Source organism: Kocuria tytonicola (assembly GCF_003687455.1).
Classification (GTDB): domain Bacteria; phylum Actinomycetota; class Actinomycetes; order Actinomycetales; family Micrococcaceae; genus Kocuria; species Kocuria tytonicola.
The window spans coordinates 1-24,772 of the sequence record NZ_PHOA01000029.1 but is presented as its reverse complement, the minus strand read 5'-3'; the positions used below and the strand labels follow the sequence as shown (position 1 = coordinate 24,772).

At 72.2% G+C, this 24,772-nt stretch carries 19 protein-coding genes and 1 tRNA gene; 3 read left to right on the top strand and 17 right to left on the bottom strand.

The window, feature by feature from the left end; all coding sequences use genetic code 11:
* Positions 1-44: 44 nt before the first annotated feature.
* Together CWC38_RS05220 and CWC38_RS05215 are read right to left on the bottom strand one after the other, a co-directional pair.
* Positions 45-905, bottom strand: a complete 861-nt coding sequence (locus CWC38_RS05220; RefSeq protein ID WP_121845759.1) for a glycosyltransferase — start codon at positions 903-905, stop codon at positions 45-47.
* Positions 892-1,824: a glycosyltransferase family protein gene (locus CWC38_RS05215; RefSeq protein ID WP_121845758.1), complete on the bottom strand. Its 933-nt coding sequence runs from the start codon at positions 1,822-1,824 to the stop codon at positions 892-894. Before CWC38_RS05215 ends, CWC38_RS05220 begins: the two co-directional genes overlap by 14 nt.
* Positions 1,825-2,053: 229 nt before the next feature.
* Here CWC38_RS05215 and CWC38_RS05210 point away from each other — a divergent pair, with 229 nt between their 5' ends.
* Positions 2,054-3,022 (top strand): NAD-dependent epimerase/dehydratase family protein, encoded by a 969-nt coding sequence (locus CWC38_RS05210; protein WP_121845757.1) that lies wholly within the window; start codon positions 2,054-2,056, stop codon positions 3,020-3,022.
* Positions 3,023-3,189: 167 nt separating this feature from the next.
* Here CWC38_RS05210 and CWC38_RS12605 read toward each other — a convergent pair whose 3' ends face one another.
* From CWC38_RS12605 to argS, 9 genes are all read right to left on the bottom strand, one after another.
* Complete coding sequence (locus tag CWC38_RS12605; protein WP_121845756.1) at positions 3,190-4,158, bottom strand: L-threonylcarbamoyladenylate synthase; 969 nt, start codon at positions 4,156-4,158, stop codon at positions 3,190-3,192.
* Between the two features lie 183 nt (positions 4,159-4,341).
* The gene (gene prmC, locus CWC38_RS05200; protein WP_121845755.1) at positions 4,342-5,208 is read right to left on the bottom strand and encodes a peptide chain release factor N(5)-glutamine methyltransferase; all 867 of its coding nucleotides are present in this window, start codon (positions 5,206-5,208) and stop codon (positions 4,342-4,344) included.
* Between the two features lie 4 nt (positions 5,209-5,212).
* Positions 5,213-6,322 carry a peptide chain release factor 1 gene (prfA, locus tag CWC38_RS05195; protein ID WP_121845754.1) on the bottom strand — a complete coding sequence of 370 codons (1,110 nt, stop codon included), beginning with the start codon at positions 6,320-6,322 and terminating at the stop codon, positions 5,213-5,215.
* 60 nt (positions 6,323-6,382) lie between these two features.
* Positions 6,383-8,488, bottom strand: coding sequence for a transcription termination factor Rho (gene rho / locus CWC38_RS05190; protein WP_121845753.1), 2,106 nt, complete (start codon positions 8,486-8,488; stop codon positions 6,383-6,385).
* A 295-nt stretch (positions 8,489-8,783) separates the two neighbouring features.
* Positions 8,784-9,770: a homoserine kinase gene (thrB, locus tag CWC38_RS05185; RefSeq protein ID WP_121845752.1), complete on the bottom strand. Its 987-nt coding sequence runs from the start codon at positions 9,768-9,770 to the stop codon at positions 8,784-8,786.
* Positions 9,771-9,781: 11 nt separating this feature from the next.
* Positions 9,782-10,891, bottom strand: coding sequence for a threonine synthase (thrC, locus tag CWC38_RS05180; protein WP_121845751.1), 1,110 nt, complete (start codon positions 10,889-10,891; stop codon positions 9,782-9,784).
* A gap of 111 nt (positions 10,892-11,002) precedes the next feature.
* Positions 11,003-12,337, bottom strand: coding sequence for a homoserine dehydrogenase (locus tag CWC38_RS05175; protein WP_121845750.1), 1,335 nt, complete (start codon positions 12,335-12,337; stop codon positions 11,003-11,005).
* A gap of 55 nt (positions 12,338-12,392) precedes the next feature.
* Positions 12,393-13,832 carry a diaminopimelate decarboxylase gene (gene lysA, locus CWC38_RS05170; protein WP_121845749.1) on the bottom strand — a complete coding sequence of 480 codons (1,440 nt, stop codon included), beginning with the start codon at positions 13,830-13,832 and terminating at the stop codon, positions 12,393-12,395.
* Between the two features lie 4 nt (positions 13,833-13,836).
* On the bottom strand, positions 13,837-15,507 hold the full coding sequence (gene argS / locus CWC38_RS05165) for an arginine--tRNA ligase (RefSeq protein ID WP_121845760.1): 1,671 nt from the start codon (positions 15,505-15,507) through the stop codon (positions 13,837-13,839).
* Between the two features lie 122 nt (positions 15,508-15,629).
* Here argS and CWC38_RS05160 point away from each other — a divergent pair.
* Positions 15,630-15,702: transfer RNA gene (locus CWC38_RS05160), tRNA-Arg, on the top strand.
* 177 nt (positions 15,703-15,879) lie between these two features.
* On the opposite strand, the gene CWC38_RS05155 is transcribed toward CWC38_RS05160, so the two are convergent.
* Genes CWC38_RS05155 through CWC38_RS05140 form a run of 4 tightly spaced genes read right to left on the bottom strand, consistent with a single transcriptional unit; the run spans position 15,880 to position 19,127 of the window.
* A complete protein-coding gene (locus CWC38_RS05155; RefSeq protein WP_240625061.1) occupies positions 15,880-16,251 on the bottom strand; it encodes a hypothetical protein in 372 nt (123 codons plus the stop codon).
* Between the two features lie 5 nt (positions 16,252-16,256).
* On the bottom strand, positions 16,257-17,162 hold the full coding sequence (locus tag CWC38_RS05150; protein WP_121845747.1) for an ABC transporter ATP-binding protein: 906 nt from the start codon (positions 17,160-17,162) through the stop codon (positions 16,257-16,259).
* A 4-nt stretch (positions 17,163-17,166) separates the two neighbouring features.
* Entirely contained in the window at positions 17,167-18,135 is a 969-nt protein-coding gene (locus CWC38_RS05145; RefSeq protein WP_121845746.1) for an ABC transporter permease, read from the bottom strand.
* A gap of 5 nt (positions 18,136-18,140) precedes the next feature.
* A complete protein-coding gene (locus tag CWC38_RS05140; protein ID WP_121845745.1) occupies positions 18,141-19,127 on the bottom strand; it encodes an ABC transporter substrate-binding protein in 987 nt (328 codons plus the stop codon).
* A gap of 163 nt (positions 19,128-19,290) precedes the next feature.
* Between CWC38_RS05140 and hrpA the strand changes: the two genes are divergently transcribed.
* Complete coding sequence (gene hrpA, locus CWC38_RS05135; protein ID WP_121845744.1) at positions 19,291-23,424, top strand: ATP-dependent RNA helicase HrpA; 4,134 nt, start codon at positions 19,291-19,293, stop codon at positions 23,422-23,424.
* 78 nt (positions 23,425-23,502) lie between these two features.
* On the opposite strand, the gene CWC38_RS05130 is transcribed toward hrpA, so the two are convergent.
* Together CWC38_RS05130 and CWC38_RS05125 are read right to left on the bottom strand one after the other, a co-directional pair.
* Complete coding sequence (locus CWC38_RS05130; RefSeq protein ID WP_121845743.1) at positions 23,503-23,934, bottom strand: HIT family protein; 432 nt, start codon at positions 23,932-23,934, stop codon at positions 23,503-23,505.
* A 115-nt stretch (positions 23,935-24,049) separates the two neighbouring features.
* Positions 24,050-24,712 carry an MBL fold metallo-hydrolase gene (locus CWC38_RS05125; RefSeq protein ID WP_121845742.1) on the bottom strand — a complete coding sequence of 221 codons (663 nt, stop codon included), beginning with the start codon at positions 24,710-24,712 and terminating at the stop codon, positions 24,050-24,052.
* Between the last annotated feature and the right edge of the window lie 60 nt (positions 24,713-24,772).

Below are 24,772 nucleotides of genomic sequence, written 5' to 3'. Positions count from 1 at the left end.
GACGGGGTTGACCATGGGTGGGAAGTCCTTTCGGGGTGCGCGGATCAGCCGTTGCGGCGGCCCACCATGAGCCGGTACGCCGTCTCGCGCACCCGCAGGGGCACGAACCGGTAGCCACCGCGCACCATGACGTTCGTGACCCATTGTAGGAACCCCACGTGGCCCAGCTCCCGCAACCGGGCCTGCAGGCCGAGCTCGGCGCGCAGCACGCGGTAGCCGCCGCGGCGCTCGTACGAGCCTGCGGAGATCCGGTAGCCCACGAGCGGCTCGGCGACGTTGCGGACGTCCGCGCCGGCGTGCAGCAGCCGGGCCCACAGCCAGTAGTCCTCGGCCATGGGCACGTCCTCGTAGCCGCCCACGGCGTCCACCGCGCTGCGGCGCAGCACCACGGTGGGGTGGGACAGCGGGTTGCGGCGGCGGCTCACCGCGGCGATCCGCTCGGCGCCCACAGGGGCTGAGCGCAGGGCCACGGGGCTCGTCTCGTCGTCGCCGATCTCGTGCATGGAGGCCCCGACGACGTCCGCACCGTCCTCGACGACCGGCAGCTGCGTCTCGAAGCGCCGGGGGTAGGCGACGTCGTCCGCGTCCGCCCGCGCCACGACGTCGTGCTCGCACTCGGGCAGCGCCAGCCGCAGCGCGTGCGCCAGACCGCGGTTCCCGGGCAGTTCGAGCAGGCGCACGGGCACCGGGGACTCCGAGGCGAGCCGGTCCAGCTCCGCCTGCACGGGCGCCGGCACGGGGCCGTCACGGACGATCAGCACCTCGGCCGGCGGCCGGGTCTGCTCCACCGTGTTGGACTCCACCGCGCGCCGGATCCGCTCGGGCGTGTCCGCACGGTAGACGGGCATCAGCACCGAGAACGGCACCGGGAAGGACCGGGGGTCCAGCGGCTCAGCGAGGCCCACCGAAACCCCGCCCGCGCATGCCGTCCGTGTAGAGCCGCGCCCAGCGGAGAAGCCCCGCGATGTCCCGGTTCTTGAGGTAGTGCGCGGGATAGCCGATCGCGTCCGCGCCCAGCTGGACCACGCGCTTGTAGTGCCAGGAGACGTAGCCGCGGTTGCGGAAGAAGTGGCGCTGCTTGAAGTCCCCCGGGGGGATGAGCACCTGCAGCCTGCCGGGGACGACCACGTGCTCCTCCTCCCACCCCGGGGGGTGGGACACGGCCGTGGTGGTCACGGTGCCGAAGGGCAGCCCGCTCCTGCGCAGCCGCACCAGGAAGTCCACCTCGTCCCCGCGCAGGAACAGCTTGAGGTCCGGCAGGCCCACGGTGAAGAACACGGACTCGTCCACGAGTGCACCGTTGAAGAAGTTGGCGTAGGAGTCCAGGAACCCCAGGGGCACGAGGTCGGCACGGCGGTGGGTGATCCCGCCCTCGAGCCGGAACGGGAAGGCCAGCAGCTCGTGGTCCTGGGGGGCCACGATCAGGGGGGACACCACCGCGAGCCCCCGCTGCTCGGCGGCGGCGCGGAGCACCCGCAGGCAGTCCGGGTCCTCGGGGTGGGCGTCGTCGTCCATGAGCCACACCTGCTTCGCCCCGGTGGACAGCGCCGTGAGGATGGCCAGCGCGAAACCGCCCGCGCCGCCCAGGTTAGCCACCGAGCGGCGGTAGTGCAGCTCGAAGGCGCCGCCGATTCGCTCGCGCAGCCGCTCCTCGTCCAGCGGGGCGCGCCCCGCGTCCACGAGGCTCAGACTGGCGACCGGATCCGTCTGGGAGCGCAGGGCGTCGATCAGGGTGTCCACGTCCCCGGGACGGTCCTGCGTGACGCAGGCAACTCCCACAGCGGCCCCGGAGCGGTCGGTGGCCCTCGAACTGGTTTCCGTCATGACGCTCCCGAGACGACTGGTGATGTGCCGGTGATGGTTGCCGCCGCGCCGCAACGGTCCCGGGGGACCGCTCGGCCGGTGAACTCCCGGAGTCTATCAACGACCCCTCGGGGGACACTGGGAGGGGACACCGGGCACCCGTGCACCGGTCACGGGCTGCCGGACCACCCCGGCCCCGGGCCGGGGCGCTACCGTACGATGGAGCCACCACCACGGGAGGAGACACACAGTGACGGTTCACAGCTGGCGCGTTCTCGGCGCCACGGGCTTCATCGGTTCCGCCATCACCACGGCCCTGCAGTCCCGGGACATCCCGGTCACCCCGGTGGCCTCGCCCCGGCTGGCCTCGCAGGCCACCACCGTCCACCACCTCGTGGAGCACGCCGAGCGGCTGGAGTCCGTGATCGACTACCTCGCGGAGTCCTTCGCCGGAGCCCACACCGTGGTCAACGCCGCCGGGCTCGCCGCCCCGGACCAGACCCACCAGCAGTCCCTCACCGGGGCCAACGCCCTGCTGCCCGCGCTCGTGGCCCTGGCCGCGCACCGCACGGGCGTGCGCCGGGTCATCCACATGAGCTCCGCGTCCGTGCAGGCGGACGCTCCCGTGCTGGACGAGTCCATCCGCACCGAGCCGTTCTCCCCGTACTCCTTCTCCAAGGCCCTGGGCGAGTCGGCCCTCTACCGCCTGCACTCCGACTGGCGCACCGAGGACAGCGCCCCCGAGATCGCGGTCATCCGCGCCACCTCGGTGATGGGCAGCGAGCGGCGCACCACGCGGATGCTCGCGCGCTTCGCGTCCTCGCCCCTGAGCTCGGTGGCCGGCGACGGCTCCTCCCCCACCCCGGTGACGTCCGTGACGGCGCTGGCCCAGTTCACCGTGGCCGTGGGCGAGTTCCCCAGGCCCCTGCCGCCCGTGATCCTGCAGCCGTGGGAGGGCGCCACCACGGCCTCCGTCCTGCGCGACGCGGGGCGCCGCGAACCGCTGTCCCTCCCCGCGTGGTTCTGCCGCCCGGCGCTCGCCTCCGCGCGCTTCGCGTCGAGCGTGGCAGGACACCGCTGGGCGGGGCTGATCCGCCGCCTCGAGGTCACCTGGTTCGGTCAGCGCCAGGTCCCGGGCTGGGCCCACGAGAACGGCATCCTGCCCGAGCCCCACGTCCAGGAGGTGCTCCGCCAGGCGCACCTCGCGCTCGGTCGCTGAGCGTCCCCACCCAGAACGACGACGACGGGCCCACCCCGGGTCCCGCAGCGCTCCACGCGTTGCGCCCGGGAGTGGGCCCGTTCTCGTCCGACCGTCCCGTGCCGCACCGCCGGGCCGCGCGCTGGCGTCCCTGGGGGTCGGCGCGGCACGGCACGAGGGGCGGTGCCTCAGCCGCGGTCCGCGGGGGTGCCCCCGCCGACGAGGCGCCGGGCGTCCGCCATGCTCAGGGCGCTCGTGCCCTCCCAGCGGGTTTCGGCGTGCCGGGAACGGTCGCGCGCCTGGTCCACGTCCCCCGCGGGGGGCGCGGAGGCGTCGCGGACCATCGAGGCGATGACCTCGTCGTCGGACACCACGTCCCCCGGCGTGGACGGGGCCGCGGTCCCGGCCCGATCCACCGCGGAAACCTGGTCCGCAGCGGGGTCCGGCTCCGGTGCGGGGTCCGGCTCCGGTGCCGGCGCGGCGTCGTCCGCACCGCCGTGCACCGTGGGGACCACCTCCCGCAGCCGGTGCAGGGAGATGGCGCCGTGGCGCAGCACCACCGGGGTCTCCCCCGTGCAGTCCACGATCGTGGAGGCGGCGTCCCGCACGTCGTCGGGCAGGGCCGTGGTCGGCCGGGCGCCGTCGTCCAGGTAGAGGCCCACCCGATCCTGCAGCATCTCCCGGGCGGCGTGGGCCGTGCGCGCGGCGGGCAGGCCCGTGCGGTTGGCGGAGGAGACCGCCATGGGGCCCACGCGTTCGAGGACGGCGCGGGTCACGGCGTCGTCCGGGACGCGCAGGGCCACGGTGCCGTGGGTCTCCCCGAGGTCCCACCCGAGCGAGGGCTGCGCCCAGCACACGAGGGTGAGCGCTCCGGGCCAGAAGGCGTCCGCGAGGGCGCGGGCGTCGTCGGAGACCTGGTCCGCGAGACCGGCCATGACCTCGGGACGGGAGATCAGCACGGGGGGTGGCATCTCCCGCGTGCGGCCCTTGGCGGCCAGGAGCCCCTGGACGCCGGGGGCCGAGAAGGCGTCGCAGCCGATCCCGTACACGGTGTCCGTGGGCAGCACGATGCACTCGCCGTCCGCCACGACCCGCGCGGCCTCGGCCACGGCGGTCTCCAGTTCCTGCTCGGTGCCGCAGGACACGATGTCGCTCACGGGTCTCTCCTCTGCTCGTCTCGTCTGTCGTCGTGGTGCGCCGGCCCGGTTCAGGGCCCGTCGGTGGCGCACCGGCAGTCGTGGGACCGCCCGGCCCGGTGGCCGCGCGCCCGCAGCACTGCCTCTCCCGACCCGACCCGACCCGCGACTCGGTGGGAGGCGGGTGGGCCGCGGCCCGCGGGCTCAGGTGCGGGTTCCGGCCAGCACGGCCGTGGTGGCGCGTGGCCGGCCGGTGAGGTCGTGGTGCAGCTCGACGTCCCGGAAACCCCGCTCCGCCAGCGCGTGCGCCACGAGATGCACCTGGGCCTCCGCGTGCTCCATGATGAACGATCCACCCGGGCGCAGCACGCGCAGCGCCGTGTCCATGGCGGCGCACGGCAGGCGCATCCCCGCACCGTCCCCGCCGTACAGGGCAGTGGGCGGATCGTAGTCGCGCACCTCGGGATCCTCGGGGATCTCGCGGTCCGGAACGTACGGCGGATTGGTCACGACCACGCGGAAACGGCCTGCCGCCTCCGGGGTCACGTCCCGGTAGTCGCACTCCAGCAGCCGTACGGCGGTGCCCGCCAGGTTGCGCCGGGTCCACTCCAGAGCGGCGGGGTCGCGTTCCACGGCCGTGACCCGGCACGCGGGGTCCTCGGTGGCCACGGCCAGCGCGATCGCACCGCTCCCCGTCCCCAGGTCGATCACGGCGGGGTGCAGCTCCCCCGCTTCGCGCCACGCGTGGGCGTGGTCCAGGGCGAGCTGCACGAGCAGCTCCGTCTCCGGCCGCGGCACGAAGACACCCGGGCCCACCGCGAGGTCGAGCTGGCGGAACGGCGCCGTGCCGGTGATGTGCTGCAACGGCTCACGCCCGGCCCGCCGCCGCACGAGGTCCCGGTACCCGGTGGGCTCCGGTGCGCCCAGGATGGCCCGGGCCTCGGTGTCCCCGCGGGAGAGGCCCAGCACGTGGGCGGCGAGCAGGGCGGCGTCGGCGTCCGGGGAGCCCACACCCGCGCGGGCCAGCTCGGCGCGGCCCCACGCGAGGGCCTGGGCGAGCGTGTCCGGCACGGGATCAGCTCTTCCGGCCCGCGGACCCCTGCGCCGCGGAGTCCTGGCCCAGCTGCTCCAGCCGGTGCCGCTCGTCGAGCTCCACCGCGGAGGCGATGACCGGTTCCAGCGCGCCGTCCAGCACGTGGTCCAGGTTGTAGGCCTTGTAGCCCGTGCGGTGGTCCGCGATCCGGTTCTCCGGGAAGTTGTACGTGCGGATCCGCTCGGAACGGTCCACGGTGCGCACCTGGGACTTGCGGGCCGCGGCGTTCTCGGCGTCGATCTGCTCCTGCTGGTGCGCGAGCAGCCGGGCGCGCAGCACGCGCATCGCGGCCTCACGGTTCTGCAGCTGCGACTTCTCGTTCTGCATGGAGACGACGATGCCCGTGGGCACGTGGGTGATGCGCACCGCCGAGTCCGTGGTGTTCACGGACTGGCCCCCGGGGCCCGAAGAGCGGTAGACGTCGATCTTGAGGTCGTTCTGGCTGATGTCGATCTCGTCCGGCTCGTCCACCTCGGGGAACACGAGGACACCCGCAGCTGAGGTGTGCACCCGGCCCTGGGACTCGGTCACGGGCACGCGCTGGACGCGGTGCACCCCGCCCTCGTACTTGAACCGGGCCCACGCACCCTCGGACGGATCCGTGGAGCTGCCCTTGACCGCGAGCTGGACGTCCTTGTAGCCGCCCAGCTCGGTGGGGGTCGAGGAGAGGATCTCGGTCTTGAGCCCGGACTGCTCGGCGAAGCGCATGTACATGCGCAGCAGGTCTCCCGCGAACAGCGCGGACTCGTCCCCGCCCTCCCCGGCCTTGACCTCGAGGATCACGTTGCGGCCGTCGTCCGGGTCACGCGGCACGAGCTTGCGGCGCAGGGCCTCCCGGGCCGTGCCGAGCTCCTCCTCGAGGGGCGCGACCTCGGCCGCGAGCTCGGGGTCCATGCTCCCGAGCTCGCGCGCCGCCTCGAGGTCCTCGGAGAGCCGCTCCACCCGGCGGTGCGCCTCCACGATGCCGTTGAGTTCCGAGTAGCGCCGCCCCAGCTTCCGGGCCCGCCCCGCGTCCGCGTGCACGGCGGGGTCCGCCAGTTCGCGCTGCAGCTGGGCGTGCTCGTCCAGCAGCGGCTGAACGGGATCGGACATGGGATGCTCTCCTTCTCGACGGGTGGACGTGCTGCGGCGCCGGGCGGCGCCCGCGAGCCGCTAGTGGCCGGCCAGCGTGGTCTTCTGGACCTGCAGCAGGAACTCCGCGTTGGACTGCGTGTCCCGCAGCTTGCTCGTGAGCAGCTCCAGGGCCTGCTGCTGCTCCAGACCGGAGAGCACGCGGCGCAGGCGCCACATGATCTTGATCTCCTCGGAGGACAGCAGGTTCTCCTCGCGTCGGGTGCCCGAGGAGTTGACGTCCACGGCGGGGAAGATCCGACGGTCCGCGAGCTGGCGGGAGAGCCGCAGCTCCATGTTGCCGGTGCCCTTGAACTCCTCGAAGATGACCTCGTCCATCTTGGAGCCGGTCTCCACGAGCGCGGTGGCCAGGATGGTGAGCGAGCCGCCGTTCTCGATGTTGCGCGCGGCACCGAAGAACTTCTTGGGCGGGTACAGGGCGGCGGAGTCCACACCACCGGAGAGGATGCGACCGGAGGCGGGGGCCGAGAGGTTGTACGCGCGGCCCAGGCGGGTCATGGAGTCCAGCAGGACCACCACGTCCATGCCCATCTCCACGAGACGCTTGGCGCGCTCGATCGCGAGCTCGGCCACCGTGGTGTGGTCGTCCGCGGGGCGGTCGAAGGTGGAGGCGATGACCTCACCCTTGACCGTGCGCTGCATGTCCGTGACCTCTTCGGGTCGCTCGTCCACGAGCACCATCATGAGGTGCACCTCGGGGTTGTTCGTGGTGATCGCGTTGGCGATCGACTGCAGCATGAGCGTCTTGCCGGCCTTGGGCGGGGAGACGATCAGGCCGCGCTGGCCCTTGCCGATGGGAGCCACGAGGTCCACCACGCGCGGGCCGATCTTCTTGGGATCGGTCTCCAGGCACAGGCGCTCCTGGGGGTACAGCGGCACGAGCTTGCTGAACTCCACCCGCTCCTTGTTCTCCTCCGGCTTGCGGCCGTTGACCGTGGTCAGCTGGACCAGGGCGGAGAACTTCTGGCGGGAGCTGTTGTGCTGCTCCCCCTCGCGGGGGGCGCGGATGGCGCCGACCACGGCGTCGCCCTTGCGCAGGTTGTTCTTCTTGACCTGCGAAAGGCTCACGTAGACGTCCGAAGGGCCCGGCAGGTAGCCGGAGGTGCGCACGAACGCGTAGTTGTCGAGCACGTCCAGGATGCCGGCCACGGGCAGCAGGACGTCGTCCTCGGTGATCTCCACGTCGTCCACGTCCGGACCGTTGTTGCGGTTGCGGCGGTTGCGCCGCTCGTTGCGGTCGTTGCGGTCCCCGCGCTCGCCACGGTCGTTGCGGTCGTTCCGGTTGCGGTTGCGGCGGTTGCGGCGTGAACCGCTCTCGCCGTCGTTGCCGCGGTCGTTGCGGTTGCGGCGCTCGTTGCGGTTCTGGCCCTCCTGGCCGTTGTCGCCACCGTCCCTCCCGTCGCGGGAGTCCTTGGATCCGCCGTTGTCCTTCTGCTGGTTCCGGCCGCGGCCGCCCTCGGACTTCTCGTCGCGCCTGCTGTCCCGCTGGTTCTCCCCGGACCGGCCGTTCTGCGCGTTCTGGCCCGAGCCGTCCTGCTCCTGCTGGGAGGACTTCTCGCCGCGGTTGTTGCGGCCACGCTGGTTGCGCCCGCCACGCCCGGAGCCGTCCTTGGGCTCCTCCGCGGAGTCGGAGCCGCTCTGCTGGGAGTTGCCGGAGGCGGTGTCCGTGTCGGACTCGTTCTGCGCCTTGTCCTCGGAGGACTGCTCGTTGCGTCGCTCACCGCTGCCGGACGCGGTGGCCCGGCGAGAGCGGCGCGAGCCGCTCTGGCGCTTGGCGCCCTGCTCACCGGACTCGTTCTCGCCCGAGGTGTCGCCGGAGCGGTCCTCGGATCCCTGGGCGGCGTCGTCGCCGGAGTGCTCCGCGCCGGAGGGGGTGTGGCGCTGGGAGGCTTTGCGAGCGGTCTGCTCGATCTTCTCCTCCACGGCCTTGTCGCGCTCGGCGACCGCGCCGCCGCGCTGGTGCGCCTCGATGGCCTCGACCAGCAGCGACTTGCGCATGCGGCGCGCGCCCGTGATGCCCAGCTGCCCGGCGAGCGCCTGCAGCTGCGCGAGCTTGAGGCCGGAGAGGCCGGTGCTCTGGGCGGTGGAGTTGTCCGTTCCCTGTTCGGGGGCGGTGGATTCTGTCACGAAGGTTCCTTCTGACTCGGATGGGGGCTGCGGCATTCAGATCGCCAGCAACCCGACGATGTGGGTGTGGGCCGCCTCGGCGGGCCACGGGTGATACGCGCGAGGAGCACGCGTGATCGGCAATGAAGTCCCCCGGATCCCCCGCGGGACCGGAGCGCCGCATCACAGAGGTGGCTGGTCTTGCACGGGAGAAGATCGCAGAGAGGCGACGCCTTCGAACACCTGCGGTGAATCACTGCGCACGGGGCTCAACTGCGGGGCTGCACCGTCCGTGGGGCGGAGGCGAACCCGGGGCCTATTGCGTGGATGTCTCCACTTTAGCACCCTCGGCCGGAACCCGGAGGACCTGGACGCGCCACGCCACAGGCGCTCCCCCGTGCACCCCCGCCGACGACGCCGCTCCACCCGTGATCTCCCGGATCGCCTCCTGCGCCGCACGCGCCCGCTCGGCACCGTTCGCGAGCGTGAGCACCGTGGGCCCGGCCCCCGAGATCAGCGCCGCGTGACCGCGCTCGCGCAGGCGGGTCACGAGCTCCCAGCTGGGTGCCATGGCCTGCGCGCGGTAGGGCTGGTGGAGCAGGTCGAAGGTGGCGTCCAGCAGCAGGTCGGGGCGCTGTCCCAGGGCGGCGACCACGAGTGCGGCGCGCCCGGCGTTGACCGCGGCGTCGTGGTGGGCCACGGTCCCGGGCAGCAGCCCCCGGGCCACGGAGGTGGCCACCTCGAAGTCCGGCACGGCCACCACGGGCACCACGTCCGGGTGCACCCGCACGGGCACGGTGTGGAAGCGGCCGCCGTCCTCCCAGCTCACCGTCAGCCCGCCCAGCAGCGTGGGGGCCACGTTGTCCGGGTGGCCCTCCAGCCGGGAGCACACCTGCAGGACGTCGTCCGCGCCCAGGCGCCGCTCCTCGGGCAGCAGGGCGTTGCCCGCCAGCACGCCCGCCACCACGGCCGAGGCGGAGGATCCCATGCCGCGGCCGTGCGGGATCGTGTTGCGCGCGGTGATCCGCACGGGGGGCAGGGAACCGGCCCCCGCGGCGTCGTACGCGGCCTGCATGGCGCGGACCACCAGGTGCTCGGCCGTGCGCGGGACGTCCGCCGCGCCCTCCCCGGAGAGCTCGAACTCCAGGCCGCGCTCGATGCGCGTGACCTGCAGCGTGTCGTAGTGGCCCAGTGCCAGGCCCAGCGAGTCGAAGCCCGGGCCCACGTTGCCCGAGGAACCGGGGACCGTGACGCGCACGGCGGTGCCCACGGGTGCCGCAGCCGGTGGGGGTGTCCCGTGCACGGCGCGCCCGCTCACTCGAGACCGAGGGCCGCGGCCACCGGCACCACGTCGAACGGCACCCGGCGGGGCTCAGCGGCGTGCGGGTCCTCCGCCTCGGCCCCCTTGACCGCCCACTGCGGGTCCTTCAGGCCGTGGCCGGTGACGGTCGCGACGATGGTCTTGCCCTCCGGCACCTCGCCCGCCCGGGCCTTCTGGAGCAGCCCGGCCACGCTCGCGGCGGAGCCCGGCTCCACGAACACGCCCTCCCGGGAGGACAGCCACCGGTGGGCCGCGAGGATCTCGTCGTCCGACACGGAGTCGATGAGCCCGCCGGACTCGTCCCGCGCGGCCACGGCGGTGTCCCAGGACGCGGGGTTGCCGATCCGGATGGCCGTGGCAATGGTCTCGGGCTCGGTCACGGGGTGGCCCAGCACGAGGGGCGCAGCGCCCTCGGCCTGGAAGCCCCACATGGCCGGGGTGTGCGTGGCGACAGCGGGCAGGATCTCCCCCGAAGTGGCGGGGGGGTCCTGGGCGTACTCGCGGTAGCCCTTCCAGTACGCCGTGATGTTCCCGGCGTTGCCCACGGGCAGCACGTGGATGTCCGGGGCGTCGCCCAGGGTGTCCACCACCTCGAAGGCCGCGGTCTTCTGCCCCTCGATGCGGTACGGGTTCACCGAGTTCACCAGGAACACCGGGTAGGACTCCGAGAGCTTGCGCGCCACCTCCAGGCAGTTGTCGAAGTTCCCGTCGATCTGGATGATGTCCGCGCCGTGGGCCACCGCCTGGGACATCTTCCCCAGGGAGATCTTGCCCTCCGGCACGAGCACCGCGCTGCGCATGCCCGCCTGCTTCGCGTACGCGGCGGCCGAGGCGGAGGTGTTGCCCGTGGAGGCGCACACCACGGCCTGGGCCCCGGCCTCCTTGGCCTTGGTGATGGCCATGGTCATGCCGCGGTCCTTGAACGAGCCCGTGGGGTTCATGCCCTCGAACTTGAGCCAGACCGTGGACCCCGTGAGCTCGGACAGCGCCCGGGCGCGGATCAGCGGCGTGCCGCCCTCGCCCATGGTGACCACCTCGGTCTGCTCCGTCACGGGCAGCCGGTCCCTGTACTCGTTGATGACGCCCTGCCAAACGTGTGCCATGCCGTGTGCTCCTCGGATCGAGTGTTCGTGTGTCGTGTGCCCGCCCCGGCAGGGGCGCCCGGCCCGCGCGGGCGCCGGGAGGGACGACGTCGCCCGCTCCCGGCCCGCGGGTCAGTCCCCGGCCCCCGCGTGGGCGCCCTCGCCGGACTCCACGGGGGTCACGGAGACCACGTCCCGGACCACCGGCAGACCCCGCAGGGCCGCCACGGTGGCCATCAGGTCCGCGTGGCGCCCCGTGTGGGTGACCAGGCGCAGCAGGGAGGTCTCGGTGGTGCGCGGGTCCTCGGTCTGCTGCATCGTGGAGATGGAGACCCCGTGGTCCGCGAAGACCTGGGCGAGCCGCGCCAGGACGCCCAGCCGGTCGGACACGGCCAGGGTGACGGCGAGCTTCGTGGTGACGTCGTCCATGCTCACGGCGGGCAGTGCCGCGTAGTCGGCCAGCGGGATGCCCTGGGCGCCCAGTGCGATGGCCCGGGCCGCAGAGACGAGGTCTCCCAGCACCGCGGACGCCGTGGGCTCCCCGCCGGCGCCCTGGCCGTAGAACATGAGGGAGCCCGCGGCGGCGGCCTCCACGAACACCGCGTTGTACGCTCCGCGCACGCCGCCGAGCACGTGCTCGCGCGGAATCATCACCGGGTTGACCCGCAGGTTGACCCCGTCCCCGCAGCGCTCCCCCACGGAGAGCAGCTTGATCACGTAGCCGGCCTCCTTCGCGGCCGCCACGTCCTCGGCGGTCATACCGGCGATGCCCTCACAGTGCACGTCCGTGATCGTGTAGCTGGAGTGGAACGCGAGGGACGCGAGCACCGCGGTCTTGGCTGCGGCGTCGTGACCCTCGACGTCCGCGGTGGGGTCCGCCTCCGCGTAGCCCAGGCGCTGGGCCTCGGCGAGGGCGTCGTCGAACGCGGCGCCGGTGGAGTCCATCTGGTCCAGCACGAAGTTGGTGGTGCCGTTCATGATGCCCAGGAACCGCTCCACGCGGTCGCCCGCGAGCGAGTCCCGCATGGGGCGCACGATCGGGATGGCCCCGGCCACCGCCGCTTCGTAGGACAGCTGCGCGCCCGACGCCGCGGCGGCGTCCTGCAGCTGCCGCCCGGACTCCGCGAGCAGCGCCTTGTTGCCCGTGATCACGGACTTCCCGGCACCCAGGGCCCGCAGCACACGCGTGCGGGTGGGCTCGATGCCGCCGGTCAGCTCCACGACGACGTCGGCGCCGTCGATCACGGCGTCCGCGTCCGTGGTGAGCAGCTGTGGGGGGAGCTCGACGTCCCGCGTGGCGTGCACGTCCCGCACGGCGATCCCGGACAGCTCCAGGCGCACGCCGGTGCGCAGGGCGAGCTCCTCCGCGCGGGTGAGGAGCACGTGGGCCACCTGGGACCCCACGGTCCCGGCGCCCAGCAGACCGACTCTCAGGACAGGGGTCTCGCTCGCGGGTGCGGTGTTCATGGTGCGGTGCTCCTTCGGCTGCGGTGGTGCGCAGTTGTGCGCCGGGATCGTGGGGTCAGGGTCGTGGTGCACCGGTGTCACGGGCGAGCAGGTCCGTGACGCTCTCGCGGCGCACGATCTCGTGCGCGCGGCCCGAGGGGTCCACCGCCACGATGCCGGGCCGCGGGAGCCAGTTGTAGTTGCTCGCGAGCGACCAGCAGTACGCGCCGGTCACGGGCACCACCAGGAGGTCCCCGGCGCGGACGTCACCGGGCAGGTACACGTCCTTGACCACCACGTCCCCGGACTCGCAGTGCTTGCCCACCACGCGGGAGAGCACCGGGGCCACCTCGGAGACCCGGTTGGCGAGCACGGCGGTGTAGTCGGCGTCGTAGAGCACCGGGCGGGCGTTGTCGCTCATGCCGCCGTCCACCGAGACGTAGCGGCGCTGCACGCCGGGGCTCACGGTGACGGTCTTGACGGTGCCCACGGTGTAGACGGTGCACCCGGAGGGGCCCGCGATGAAGCGGCCCGGTTCGAAGGACAGGTGGGGCACGGGCAGCTCGGAGGCCTCGAAGGCGGCCGCGAGCAGGGGCGCGAGGTCTGCGGCGATCGCCGCGACGTCGCGCGGGGAGTCCGCCGCGGTGTAGGCGACGCCGTGGCCCCCGCCCAGGTCGATCTCGGGCAGCACGAGCTCCCACCGCCGCGCCACGGTCTCCCGCAGCTCCAGGACACGCTGGGCCGCCTGGCCGAAGCCCTCGGCGGCGAAGATCTGGGAGCCGATGTGGCAGTGCAGCCCGCGCAGCTCGAGCGCGTTCGCGGCGTCGAGGCACGCCGCCACGGCCTGCAGCGCGGGCGAGTCCTCGCCGTCGGCCGCCGGGGTCAGCGAGAGCCCGAACTTCTGATCCTCGTGGGCGGTGGCGATGAACTCGTGCGTCGAGGCGTGCACACCCGGGGTCACCCGGATCATCACCGGGGCCCGCAGGCCGTGCTCGCGGGCGAGCCCGGCCAGCAGCTCGATCTCGGCGAGCGAGTCCACCACGATCCGGCCCACGCCCGAGCGCAGGGCCAGGAAGAGCTCCTCGGCGGACTTGTTGTTGCCGTGCAGCGCGATCCGCTCCCCGGGCACTCCGGCGGCGAGGGCCACGGCCAGCTCACCACCGGACGCGGTGTCGACGTTCAGTCCCTCGGCCACGGCCCACCCCGCCACCGCGGTGTTCAGCAGCGCCTTGGAGGCGTAGTACACGGCCACGTCCACGCCCAGTGGACGCAGCGCGACCTCGAAGGCCTCGCGGAAGGAGCGGGCCCGCGCGCGGAACGTGGCCTCGGAGACCACGTAGCTCGGGGAGCCGAAGCGCTCGGCGAGCTCCGTGACGGGCACGGAGTCCACGGTGACGCACCCGGCCGCGTCCCGGGCGTACTGGGACGTGAAGACCGCAGGGTCGAGCGCGGCGGGGTCCTCGGGCGCCCGCAGCCACGCCGGGGCCAGGGGGTGCTCGGTGCTCGTCTCGCTCACCGGATCACATCCTCTCGGGTGCGGAGACGCCCAGCAGGTCCAGCCCGTTGGCCAGCACCTGCCGCACGGCGTCGTTGAGCCACAGCCGGGTGTGGTGCACGAGCTCCACCGGTGCGTCACCCTGCGGGGTCACGCGGCACGCGTCGTACCAGCGGTGGTAGGCGCCCGCGAGGGCCTCGAGGTGGCGCGCCACGCGGTGCGGCTCACGGAACGACGCCGCCTGGGCCACCACGGAGGGGTACTGCCCGAGCGCGGCCAGCAGGTCCGCCTCGCGCGCGTGCTCGAGCAGGGCGGCGTCGAACTGCGGGGGGCCGTCCTCGGCCGTGCGGCGGACGCCCGCGGCCTCGGCGTTGCGGGCGACGGCGCACGTGCGGGCGTGCGCGTACTGGACGTAGAACACGGGGTTCTCGTTGGAGCGGCGGGTGAGCACGTCCAGGTCGATGTCGATGTTCGAGTCCACCGAGTAGCGCGTGAGCGAGTAGCGCGCGGCGTCCACGCCCACGACCTCCACGAGGTCCTCCATGGTCACCACGGTGCCGGCGCGCTTGGACATCCGCACCGCGGTGCCGTCCTTCACGAGGTTGACCATCTGCCCGATCAGCACCTCCACGGCCTCCGGGGAGTCCCCCAGGGCGGCCGCGGCGGCCTTGAGCCGGGCCACGTAGCCGTGGTGGTCCGCGCCCAGCATGTAGATGCAGAGGTCCGCGCCGCGGTCCCGCTTGTTCTTGAAGTAGGCGATGTCACCCGCGATGTAGGCGGCGTTGCCGTCCGACTTGATGACCACGCGGTCCTTGTCGTCCCCGTGGTCCGTGGAGCGCAGCCACCACGCGCCGTCCTCGAAGTAGAGGGAGTCCGAGGAGCGCAGCTGCTCCAGGAGGGTCTCCACCTGCCCGCCCTCGAACAGCGAGTTCTCGTGGAAGAAGACGTCGAAGTCCACCCCGAACTCGTGCAGCGAGGACTTGATCTGCTCGAACATCAGCTCAACGCCCGCCGCCCGGAAGACCTCCTGCGGGTCCTCCGACTGCAGCGCGTCCGGGTGCTGTGCGAGCACCTGGTCGGCGATCTCGGAGATGTACTGCCCGCCGTAGCCGTCCTCCGGGGCCGCCTCCTGGCGGGCGCGGGCCAGCAGGGAGCGGGCGAAGCGGTCGATCTGGGTGCCGTGGTCGTTGAAGTAGTATTCGCGCACCACGTCCGCGCCCTGCGCGCTCAGCACGCGGGCCAGCGAGTCCCCCACCGCGGCCCAGCGGGTGCCGCCCAGGTGGATGGGGCCCGTGGGGTTGGCGGAGACGAACTCCAGGTTGATGGTGGTGCCCGCGAGCGCGTCGGCGGTGCCGAAGGCGCTTCCCTGCGCCACGATCGACTGGGCGAGCTCACCGGCCGCGGCGGCGTCCAGCGTGATGTTCAGGAACCCCGGGCCCGCGATGTCCACGGACTTGACCCCCGGCACCTCGGACAGCCGCTGGGAGAGGATCTGGGCCACCTCACGCGGGGGCCGCCCCACCTTCTTGGCCACCTGCATGGCCACCGTGGTGGCCCAGTCCCCGTGCTCACGGTTCTTGGGTCGCTCCACCCTGGCCTGCGGGAGCTCGACGCCGTCCACCGCGGTGAGTTCACCGGCGGCCACGGCGTCCTGCAGGCATGCGGACACGGCTGTGGAAAGTTCTTCAGGAGTCACCGTGCCAGTGTAGCGGGGCGCGCTCCCCCGCTCCCACGCGAGGGGATTGGTGCCCACCCGGACCTGGTAGTATCGTCGAGTTGTCGTTGCGCGCCGGACTTCTCCGGACCGCAGCACGGCCCGCCCGCGTAGCTCAGTGGATAGAGCGTCTGCCTCCGGAGCAGAAGGCCGTAGGTTCGAGTCCTATCGCGGGCACGCAGTTTCTCAACGGCCCCGGTGACCCCGGGGCCGTTGTCGTACCTGCCGCCCGTTCACGGGCGGGACGACTCCCCCTGCGCATGCCGCGCGCCTCTTCGGTGCGTGCGGCGCCCCGGCCCGTGGTGCGTGCGGGCGAGCGCTGCGCCCCCCGCTCGGTGCGTGGATCCCCGGACGTCAGCGCCGACCGCGACGCTGCTCACGGATCCGGTAGTTGGGGTTCAGCTGGAGCGGGTCGTACTCGTTGACCACGGAACCCGTCCCGTACTGCTCCTCGAGCAGCTCGTCCTCCGCGACCGGCTGGGGCGGGGCCGTTCGGCGCAGCACCACTGCCACGATGGTGAGCACACCACCCACCAGGAGGGTGCCGAAGCCCACGACCACCATGACCCAGCCCCGCTCCGTGAGGGGCTGGCCCCCGTGGTCCGCCGCCGCCTGCGAGAGCGCCACGAGCCCCTCCGGCAGGGAGAAGCAGCACACGAAGAGCAGGACCAGCCCCACCGCAGAGACGACCGTGGTGGTGCGCTGTCTGCGGCGGGGCTGGTTCACGGTGATCACTGACCTTCCGGTGCCACCCCCGCGGCGGAGGAGCCACCCGTGGATGCGCCGCCGGTCACGCCCCGGGAGGGATCGGCCACCGGCTCGGCGCTGCGAGCTGTTTCCAGAAGCGTAGCGTCATCCAGTGCGGGTTCGCCCGCGACCGTCTGCAGCTTGCGGAACTCCGCCAGCAGGTCCGCCACCGTGGCCTCCGCCTTCTGCTCGGCGTCCAGCTCGAAGAGGATCCGGCCCTCGTGCATCATGATCAGCCGGTTGCCCAGGCGCAGCGCCTGCTCCATGTTGTGCGTGACCATGAGCGTGGTGAGGTTCCGCTCGTTCACGATCCGCTCGGTGATCTCCGTGACGTGGTGCGCGCGCTGGGGGTCCAGGGCGGCCGTGTGCTCGTCCAGCAGCAGGATCTCCGGCGCGGAGAACGTGGCCATGAGCAGGGACAGGGCCTGGCGCTGGCCGCCCGAGAGCAGGCCCACCTTGGCGCCCAGCCGGTTCTCGAGCCCCAGCTCCAGGGTCTTGAGCTCCTCGGTGAACTCCTGCCGGCGGGCCCGGGTCACACCGCGGGACAGCCCTCGGGAGCGGCCGCGGCGCTGGGCGATGGCCATGTTCTGCTCGATGGTCAGCGTGGGCGAGGATCCCTTCATGGGGTCCTGGAAGACCCGTGAGATCCACCTGGCCTTGCGGTGCTCCGGCAGGCGGGTGACATCGCGCTCCCCCACCCGGATCTCGCCGCTGTCCGGGATGATGGTCCCGGACACCGTGTTCAGCAGCGTGGACTTGCCCGCGCCGTTGGAGCCGATGACCGTGACGAAGTCCCCCTCGTCGACCGTGAGGCTCACGCCGTTGAGAGCCACGCGCTCGTTGACCGTGCCCGCGAAGAACGTCTTGCGGACGTCGTGCACACTCAGCATGCGATCACGCTCTCCTTCGCGCGGACGGCACCGCAATCGCGGCGGTCACGGGGTGCTCGGTGGAGGACGAGACGTCCGCCTGCACCTCCTGTGCCGCCCTCAGCGTGCGACGCCGCTTCCAGCGCTTGAACACCGACAGCTGCGGCAGCACGAGGGCCAGCACCACGAGCACGGCGGAGATCAGCTTCATGTCCGACGGGTTCAGCCCCGCCTGCAGCGCCACGGTGATGACGAGCCGGTACAGCACCGAGCCCAGGATCACCGCGAGCGTGGCCACCACCACGGTGCGCGAGCCGAAGATGCCCTGGCCCAGGATCACCGAGGCGAGGCCCACCACGATCATGCCGATGCCCATGCCGATGTCCGCGAAGCCCTGGTACTGCGCGATCAGCGCACCCGAGAGTCCCACGAGCGCGTTGGACAGGCACAGTCCGAGGATCTTCTGGCCGTCCGTGTTCACGCCGAAGGAGCGGATCATGTCCGGGTTGTCGCCCGTGGCCTGCATGGCCAGCCCGGCGTCCGTGTAGAGGAACCAGTCCAGCACCAGCTTCACGAGCACCACGCCCGCGAGCAGGAGCAGCACCCCCGTGACGGTGCCCTGCAGACCGGCCTCCCGCAGCGGGGTGAACACGGTGTCCTCCCGCAGCAGGGCGAGGTTCGCCTTACCGCCCATCACCCGCAGGTTGACGGAGTACAGCGCGGTCATGGTCAGGATGCCCGCGAGCAGCCCGTTGATCCGCGCCTTCGTGTGCAGCAGTGCCGTGATGAGCCCGGCGAGGCCGCCCACCACGAAACCCACCACGGTGGCGATCCACGGGCTGCCCCCGTGCAGGATCACCATGGCCGCGGAGGCCGCACCGCTCGTGAAGGACTGGTCCACCGTGAGGTCCGGGAAGTCCAGCACACGGAACGTGAGGTACACCCCCAGGGCCATCACGGCGTAGATCAGCCCGAGCTCGATTCCAGCAATCACCGGATCTACTCGATGACCTGGTCGGCCTTGTCCCGCAGGCTCTGCGGGATCTCCACGCCCATGGCCTTGGCGGCCTTGGCGTTGACGACGAGCTTGGTCTCCTTCTGCGCCTCCACGGCCATCTCACCGGGCTTCGCACCGTCCTTGAGGATGCGCACCGCCATCTCACCGGTCTGTTTGCCGAGGTCCTTGTAGTTGATGCCCTCGGTGGCCAGCGCACCGCGCTCCACGGAGTCGCCCTCCCCTGCAATGAGCGGGATCTTCTTGGCCTCCGCGGCGGAGATCACGGCCTCGAGACCGGCCACCACCTTGTTGTCGGTGGGGACGTAGATGGCGTCCGTGGTGAAGGACTCCGCGGCCTGGGCCACCTCCGCGGTGGTGGTCACGGTCTTCTCCTCGACCTTCAGTCCCTCCGCCTGGGCGGCCTTCTTGGCCTCCTCCACCTGGATCTGGGAGTTCGTCTCACCCGAGCTGTAGATGATGCCCACGGACTTGGCGCCGGGCTTGAGCTGCTTCACGAGCTTGATCTGCTCCGTCACGGGGTTCATGTCCGTGGTGCCGGTGACGTTGCCGCCCGGGGCGTCGTTGGAGTTCACGAGACCGGCGTCCACCGGGTCCGTCACGGCGGTGAAGAGCACGGGCTTGTCCGTCACGGCCTGCGCGAGGGACTGCGCGGACGGGGTGGCGATGCCCAGGACCAGGTCGTCCTGCGAGGACGCGAAGTTGGAGGCGATGTTGGTGGCGGTGGCCTGGTCACCCGAGGCGTTCTGCACGTCCAGGGTGAGGTTGTCCCCCTCCGTGTAGCCGCCGTCCTTGAGGGCCTGCACGAAGCCCTCCCGCGCGGCGTCGAGCGAGGGGTGCTCCACGAACTGGGAGATGCCCACGGTGGCCTTCTTGGCCTCGGCGGACTTCTCCTCGCCGCCGGAGCCGCATCCGGTGAGCAGCAGGGCGGCCGTGGTGGCCGCGGCGGCGACCGGCAGTAGACGCTTCATTTCTGGTGTTTCCTTCCATCACGGATCAATGATGAGTGGATATTACCTGCCGATCGGTCGAAAATGAGACGCAGCTCACATGTAGGGACAATCCCGCGTGTCACGCGGGTCCGGCCCTGTGGATCCGCCGTGTTGGGGGCGGCCCGTAGACTTGTGGGTTGTCATGACTGAGCCCCTCACCGCACCCCGCATCGTGTACCCGGACAACCTCCCCGTGAGCGCACGCCGGGAGGACATCATGGCGGCCATCCGGGACCACCAGGTCGTCGTCGTCGCCGGTGAGACCGGCTCGGGAAAGACCACCCAGCTGCCCAAGATGTGCCTCGAGCTGGGCCTCGGAGAGGGTGGGCTGATCGGCCACACGCAGCCCCGCAGGATCGCGGCGCGCTCGGTGGCGGAGCGGATCGCCCACGAGCTCGGTGAGCGCGTGGGCTCCACCGTGGGCTACCAGGTGCGGTTCACGTCCGAGGTGGGCCGGGACTCCAAGGTCAAGCTCATGACGGACGGCATCATGCTGGCCGAGATCAGCCACGACCCGCAGCTCTCCCGCTACAACGCGATCATCATCGACGAGGCCCACGAGCGCTCCCTCAACATCGACTTCCTGCTCGGGTACCTGCGGCAGCTGCTCCCCCAGCGCCCGGACCTGAAGGTGATCATCACCTCGGCGACCATCGACCCACAGCGCTTCGCGGAGCACTTCGCGCACGAGGACCCCGAGCACCCGGAGGCCGAGCCGGAGCCGGCCCCGATCATCGAGGTCTCCGGGCGCACCTATCCCGTGGAGGTCCGCTACCGGCCGCTCACCCAGGACCGCAGCGGCGAGGACGAGGACGAGACGGGTGACGGGCTCGCGGACGAGGACCGCGATCCCATCGACGCCGTGTGCGACGCCGTGGTGGAGCTCTCCCGCGAGCCCCGCGGGGACATCCTCGTGTTCTTCGCGGGCGAGCGCGAGATCCGCGACGCGCAGGACGCCCTGCAGAGGGTCATCGACTCCCACCGCTCCCTCGCGGGGACCCAGATCCTTCCGCTGTTCGGACGGCTGTCCATGGCGGAGCAGAACCGGGTGTTCTCCTCCTCCCCCCAGCGCCGGATCGTGCTGGCCACCAACGTGGCAGAGACCTCCCTGACCGTGCCCGGCATCAAGTACGTGGTCGATCCCGGCACCGCGCGGATCTCCCGCTACTCGGCACGCACCAAGGTGCAGCGGCTGCCCATCGAGCGGATCTCGCAGGCCTCGGCCCGCCAGCGCGCGGGCCGCTGCGGGCGCGTGTCCGACGGCGTGTGCATCCGGCTGTACTCGGAGGAGGACTTCGAGTCCCGCCCGGAGTTCACGGACCCGGAGATCCTGCGCACCAACCTCGCGGCCGTGATCCTGCAGATGATCTCCGTGGGCGTGGTCGCGGACCCGTCGGACGTGATGTCCTTCCCGTTCGTCCAGAAGCCGGACTCCCGCGCGGTCAAGGACGGCGTGGTGCTGCTGCGCGAGCTCGGTGCGCTGCGCGGTTCCGGGGACCCGCACGAGGACGACGACGCCGCGCCGGGCTCCCGGGGCGCGGGGGGTTCCCGGGGGCGTCGTCGCGCCCGTCGCGGCCGGGGCGGTGAGCGCCGTCGAGGGCCGCTCACCCGCACGGGCGAGATCCTGGCCGCCCTGCCGGTGGACCCCCGGCTGGGGCGGATGGTCGTGGAGGCCCAGCGGCGCGGGTGCGTGCGCGAGGTGCTCGTGCTCACCGCGGCGCTGACGGTGCAGGACCCCCGCGAGCGGCCGCTCGAGAAGCGGCAGGCCGCGGACGAGTTCCACGCTCGGTTCAAGGACAAGACCTCGGACTTCCTCTCCTACGGGCTGCTGTGGCAGTACCTCCAGGAGCAGCAGACGGAACTGTCCTCCTCGCAGTTCCGCAAGCTGTGCAAGCGGGAGTTCCTGAACTTCCTGCGCATCCGGGAGTGGCAGGACCTCTACGCGCAGCTGCGCCAGATCGCACGCCAGGTGGGCATCGACGCCGGGTCCTCCCGGGAGATCGACGTGGCCGCGCACCAGGACGCCGTGCACAAGTCCCTGCTCTCCGGACTGCTGAGCAACATCGGCGTGCGGGACGAGCGCACGCGGGAGTACCGCGGCGCGCGCGGCACCCGGTTCGCGATCTTCCCCGGCTCGGCCCTGTTCAAGAAGGCGCCGGACTGGATCGTCTCCGCGGAGCTCGTGGAGACCTCCCGGCTGTGGGCGCGCACGAACGCGGCCATCCAGCCCGAGTGGGCCGAGGAGCTGGCCCCGCAGCTCGTCAAGCGCAGCTGGTCGGAGCCGCACTGGTCCCGCTCGCGCGGCGCCGTGATGGCCTCGGAGAAGGTCACCCTGTACGGCCTGCCGCTGGTGAGCGAGCGGCCCGTGCTGTTCTCCTCGGTGGACCCGCAGCTCTCCCGCGAGCTGTTCATCCGCCACGCCCTCGTGGAGGGCGACTGGGCCACCCGCCACAGCTTCGTGAAGCGCAACCGCAAGGCGCTGCAGCACGTGGCCGAGCTGGAGAACCGCATGCGCCGCAAGGACCTGCGGGTGGACGACCAGGTGGTCTTCGACTTCTACGACGCCCGCGTCCCGGAGTCCGTGGTCTCCCAACGGCACTTCGACGCGTGGTGGAAGACGGCCCGGCAGCGGGACGAGCACCTGCTGGACCTCACGCCCGAGGACCTGATCGCCCCCGAGGCACCCGCTCTGGACACGGACTCCTTCCCGCGCGCGTGGACCGTGCCGTCCGCGGACGGGGAGCTGTCCCTGGACCTGGACTACGAGTTCGCCCCCGGCGCGGACACCGCGGACGGCGTCACCGTGCGCGTGCCCGTCCTCTTCCTGGACCGGCTGGAGCCCGCGCAGTTCGCGTGGCACATCCCCGGGCTGCGGGTGGAGCTCGTGACCGCGCTCATCAAGTCCCTGCCCAAGGCCGTGCGCCGCAACTTCGTGCCCGCTCCGGATACCGCGGCTGCCGCCGTGGCGCGCCTGGGCGAGGAGTTCGACCCCGCGCGGGACCCCCTGCTCCCGTCGCTGGCCACGGTGCTGCAGCGGATGCGCGGGCACACCGTGCGCGCCGAGGACTTCCACCCGGAGTCCCTGCCCACCCACCTGCGCATGCGCTTCGAGGTGCGCGACTCCCGCAACCGGGTGCTCGGGCGCGGTGAGGACCTCACGGAGCTCAAGCACCGGCTGCGTCCGCAGATCCGCGAGGCCCTCGCGCAGTCCCTCGGCGGTGCCGCCGCACAGCTCTACGACGCCGCACGGGCACCGTCCGCGGATGCCGCCACGCCGGGCACCGACGCGGGCGGCCCGCACGGTGGGCCGACCGGAGGGAACGGACGCGGGCGACGCCGCCCGGGCCGGGGCGGTGCCGCGGCGCAGGACTCCCGTCCCGCGGCGTCGCTGGAGCGCACCGGACTCACGGCGTGGCCCGAGCCGGACCCGCCCCGCAGCGTGGAGACGGTGGTGGCCGGGCAGACGGTCACCGGCCACCCCACGCTCGTGGCGGTCCCGCCCGCACAACCCGGCGGCACGGACATCCCGCGCGTGGACCTGCGGATCCTCAGCTCGCCCGAGGAGCAGCGTGTGGCCCAGCGGGACGGCGTGATCGCCCTGCTGCAGCACGTGCTGCCCTCGGTGCACCGCTACGTGGTGGAGCACCTGAGCCAGAAGGAGCGGTTGATCTTCACCCAGAACCCCCACGGCTCGGTGGAAGCGCTGATCCACGACTGCACCGTGGCCGCGGTGGACCGCCTGGTCCCCCACGAGCCGCCCTTCACCCGGGAGCGGTTCCAGGCGCTCGCCGAGCACGTGCGAGCGGAGCTGATCGACACGGTCTTCGCGGTCAGCGCCCTGGTGACCACCACGCTCACCGAGGCGAACACCGTGCGCAAGCGGCTCAGGAAGCCCGGCTCGCTCGGTGCCGTCCCGGCCTTCACGGACATGTCCGAGCAGGTGGACCGCCTGGTGCACCCGGGCTTCGTGGCCCGCACGGGGTGGGAAGCGCTGCAGCACCTGCCCCGCTACCTGGCCGGTGTGAACGCGCGGCTGGACAAGCTCTCCGGGCACCTGCAGCGCGACGCCGTGGCCATGCAGACCGTCCACGACCTCGAGGCCGCGTACCGCGCGGCGCGGGACGCCGTGCCGGCCAACGCCCCCGTGCCCGCGGGACTCGCGGCCGTGCGGTGGGATCTGGAGGAGCTGAGGATCTCGTTCTTCGCCCAGGAGCTCGGGACCGCGCACACGGTCTCCGAGAAGCGGATCCGCAAGCAGCTGCGCGACCTCGGCTGAGGCGGCCGGTGGCGGGCGCCCCCTGGCTTCCCGTCCCGGGAGCGCTCAGGGGCGTTGCCGCCCGCCACCGTCGGCTGCTCAGTCCTGCTGCGGCACCTCGGCCTGGTGGCCCTGGGCTCGCAGCGCCTCACGGATCCGGCGGGCGGACTCCTCCATGACCGCGGGCTCCGGGTCCTGGCCCACGTTCGCGAAGTCGAACTCCTCGATGGAGTTGGTGGGCCACACGTGCAGGTGCGTGTGCGGCACCTCGAAGCCCTGGATCATCAGCCCCACCCGTTTCGGCTGGAACGCGGCGTCCACGGCCCTGCCGATGCTCTGGGAGACGGTCATCAGGTGCTGGGCGAGCTCAACGGGCAGGTCCACCCACGCGTCGACCTCCTGGCGGGGAACCACGAGCACGTGCCCCTGCGCGAGCGGCTGGATGGACAGGAAGCCCACGCACTGCTCGTCCGCCCAGACGAAGCGCCCGGGCAGCTCGCCCTCGATGATCCTGGTGAACACTGAACTCATGACGGGTCCTTTCGGTGGGAGGGGCGCGGGCGGTTCCCGCACCCGTGTGGTCGTGCGCAGTGCGTGCCCCGAGGGGACGTGCCGCGGCGCCGTGCGCTCCGGCCGCGGGCTGCGCTCAGACCGCGGGGAGCTCCACGCTCTCGCGGGGTGCCAGGTGCTGGTACTCGGTGCCGTAGACGCCTGCGAAGTGGGCCACCTGCTTCTCGACCACCTGCAACCCCGTCTCGGAGAGCAGGGCGTCGTGGATCTGGTGCACCCGGGTGGCACGCGTGGCCACGATGAAGTCGATGACCTCCGCCATCTTGGACCACGGCGCGTGCAGCGGGACCAGCACGGTGGGGACGGTCAGCCCGTGGGGCACGGTGAACGAGTCGCCCGGGTGGAACACGGCGTCGTCCACCACGTAGCCCACGTTGGCCACCGTGGGGATCAGCGGGTGGATGAGCGCGTGCTGACCGCCGTACGTCCGCACGTGGAACGGCCCCGCCGTGAACTCGGAGTCCGCCACCACGGTGTGCAGCCGCTGCGGGCGGACCACGCGCTCAACGAGCTCCGCGCCCACCGCCTCGGGTGCGTGGACCTGGACCTCCGGACGGGCGCGCAGCACTGCGCCAAGCCGTTCGACGTCGCAGTGGTCCGGGTGAACGTGCGTGACGAGCACGGTGTCCACACCGTCCAGGGCCTCCTCGACCTCCGAGAACGTCCCGGGGTCGAGCACCAGCACCGCGCCGTCCTTCTCCAGGCGCACGCACGAGTGGGTGAACTTGGTCAGCAGCATGGTGCCACCCTAGCCGCAGACCGGAACGGGTGGGCAGGGGCGGGAGCATCGCAGGACGAG

What these genes read in the sequence shown, in the direction of transcription:
- CWC38_RS05215 (WP_121845758.1), bottom strand. Translation starts at nt 1,824, where the DNA reads ATGACGGAAACCAGTTCGAGGGCCACCGACCGCTCCGGGGCCGCTGTG.
- prfA (WP_121845754.1), bottom strand. Translation starts at nt 6,322, where the DNA reads ATGTCCGATCCCGTTCAGCCGCTGCTGGACGAGCACGCCCAGCTGCAG.
- thrC (WP_121845751.1), bottom strand. Translation starts at nt 10,891, where the DNA reads ATGGCACACGTTTGGCAGGGCGTCATCAACGAGTACAGGGACCGGCTG.
- CWC38_RS05175 (WP_121845750.1), bottom strand. Translation starts at nt 12,337, where the DNA reads ATGAACACCGCACCCGCGAGCGAGACCCCTGTCCTGAGAGTCGGTCTG.
- CWC38_RS05150 (WP_121845747.1), bottom strand. Translation starts at nt 17,162, where the DNA reads ATGCTGAGTGTGCACGACGTCCGCAAGACGTTCTTCGCGGGCACGGTC.
- CWC38_RS05140 (WP_121845745.1), bottom strand. Translation starts at nt 19,127, where the DNA reads ATGAAGCGTCTACTGCCGGTCGCCGCCGCGGCCACCACGGCCGCCCTG.
- hrpA (WP_121845744.1), top strand. Translation starts at nt 19,291, where the DNA reads ATGACTGAGCCCCTCACCGCACCCCGCATCGTGTACCCGGACAACCTC.
- CWC38_RS05130 (WP_121845743.1), bottom strand. Translation starts at nt 23,934, where the DNA reads ATGAGTTCAGTGTTCACCAGGATCATCGAGGGCGAGCTGCCCGGGCGC.
- CWC38_RS05125 (WP_121845742.1), bottom strand. Translation starts at nt 24,712, where the DNA reads ATGCTGCTGACCAAGTTCACCCACTCGTGCGTGCGCCTGGAGAAGGAC.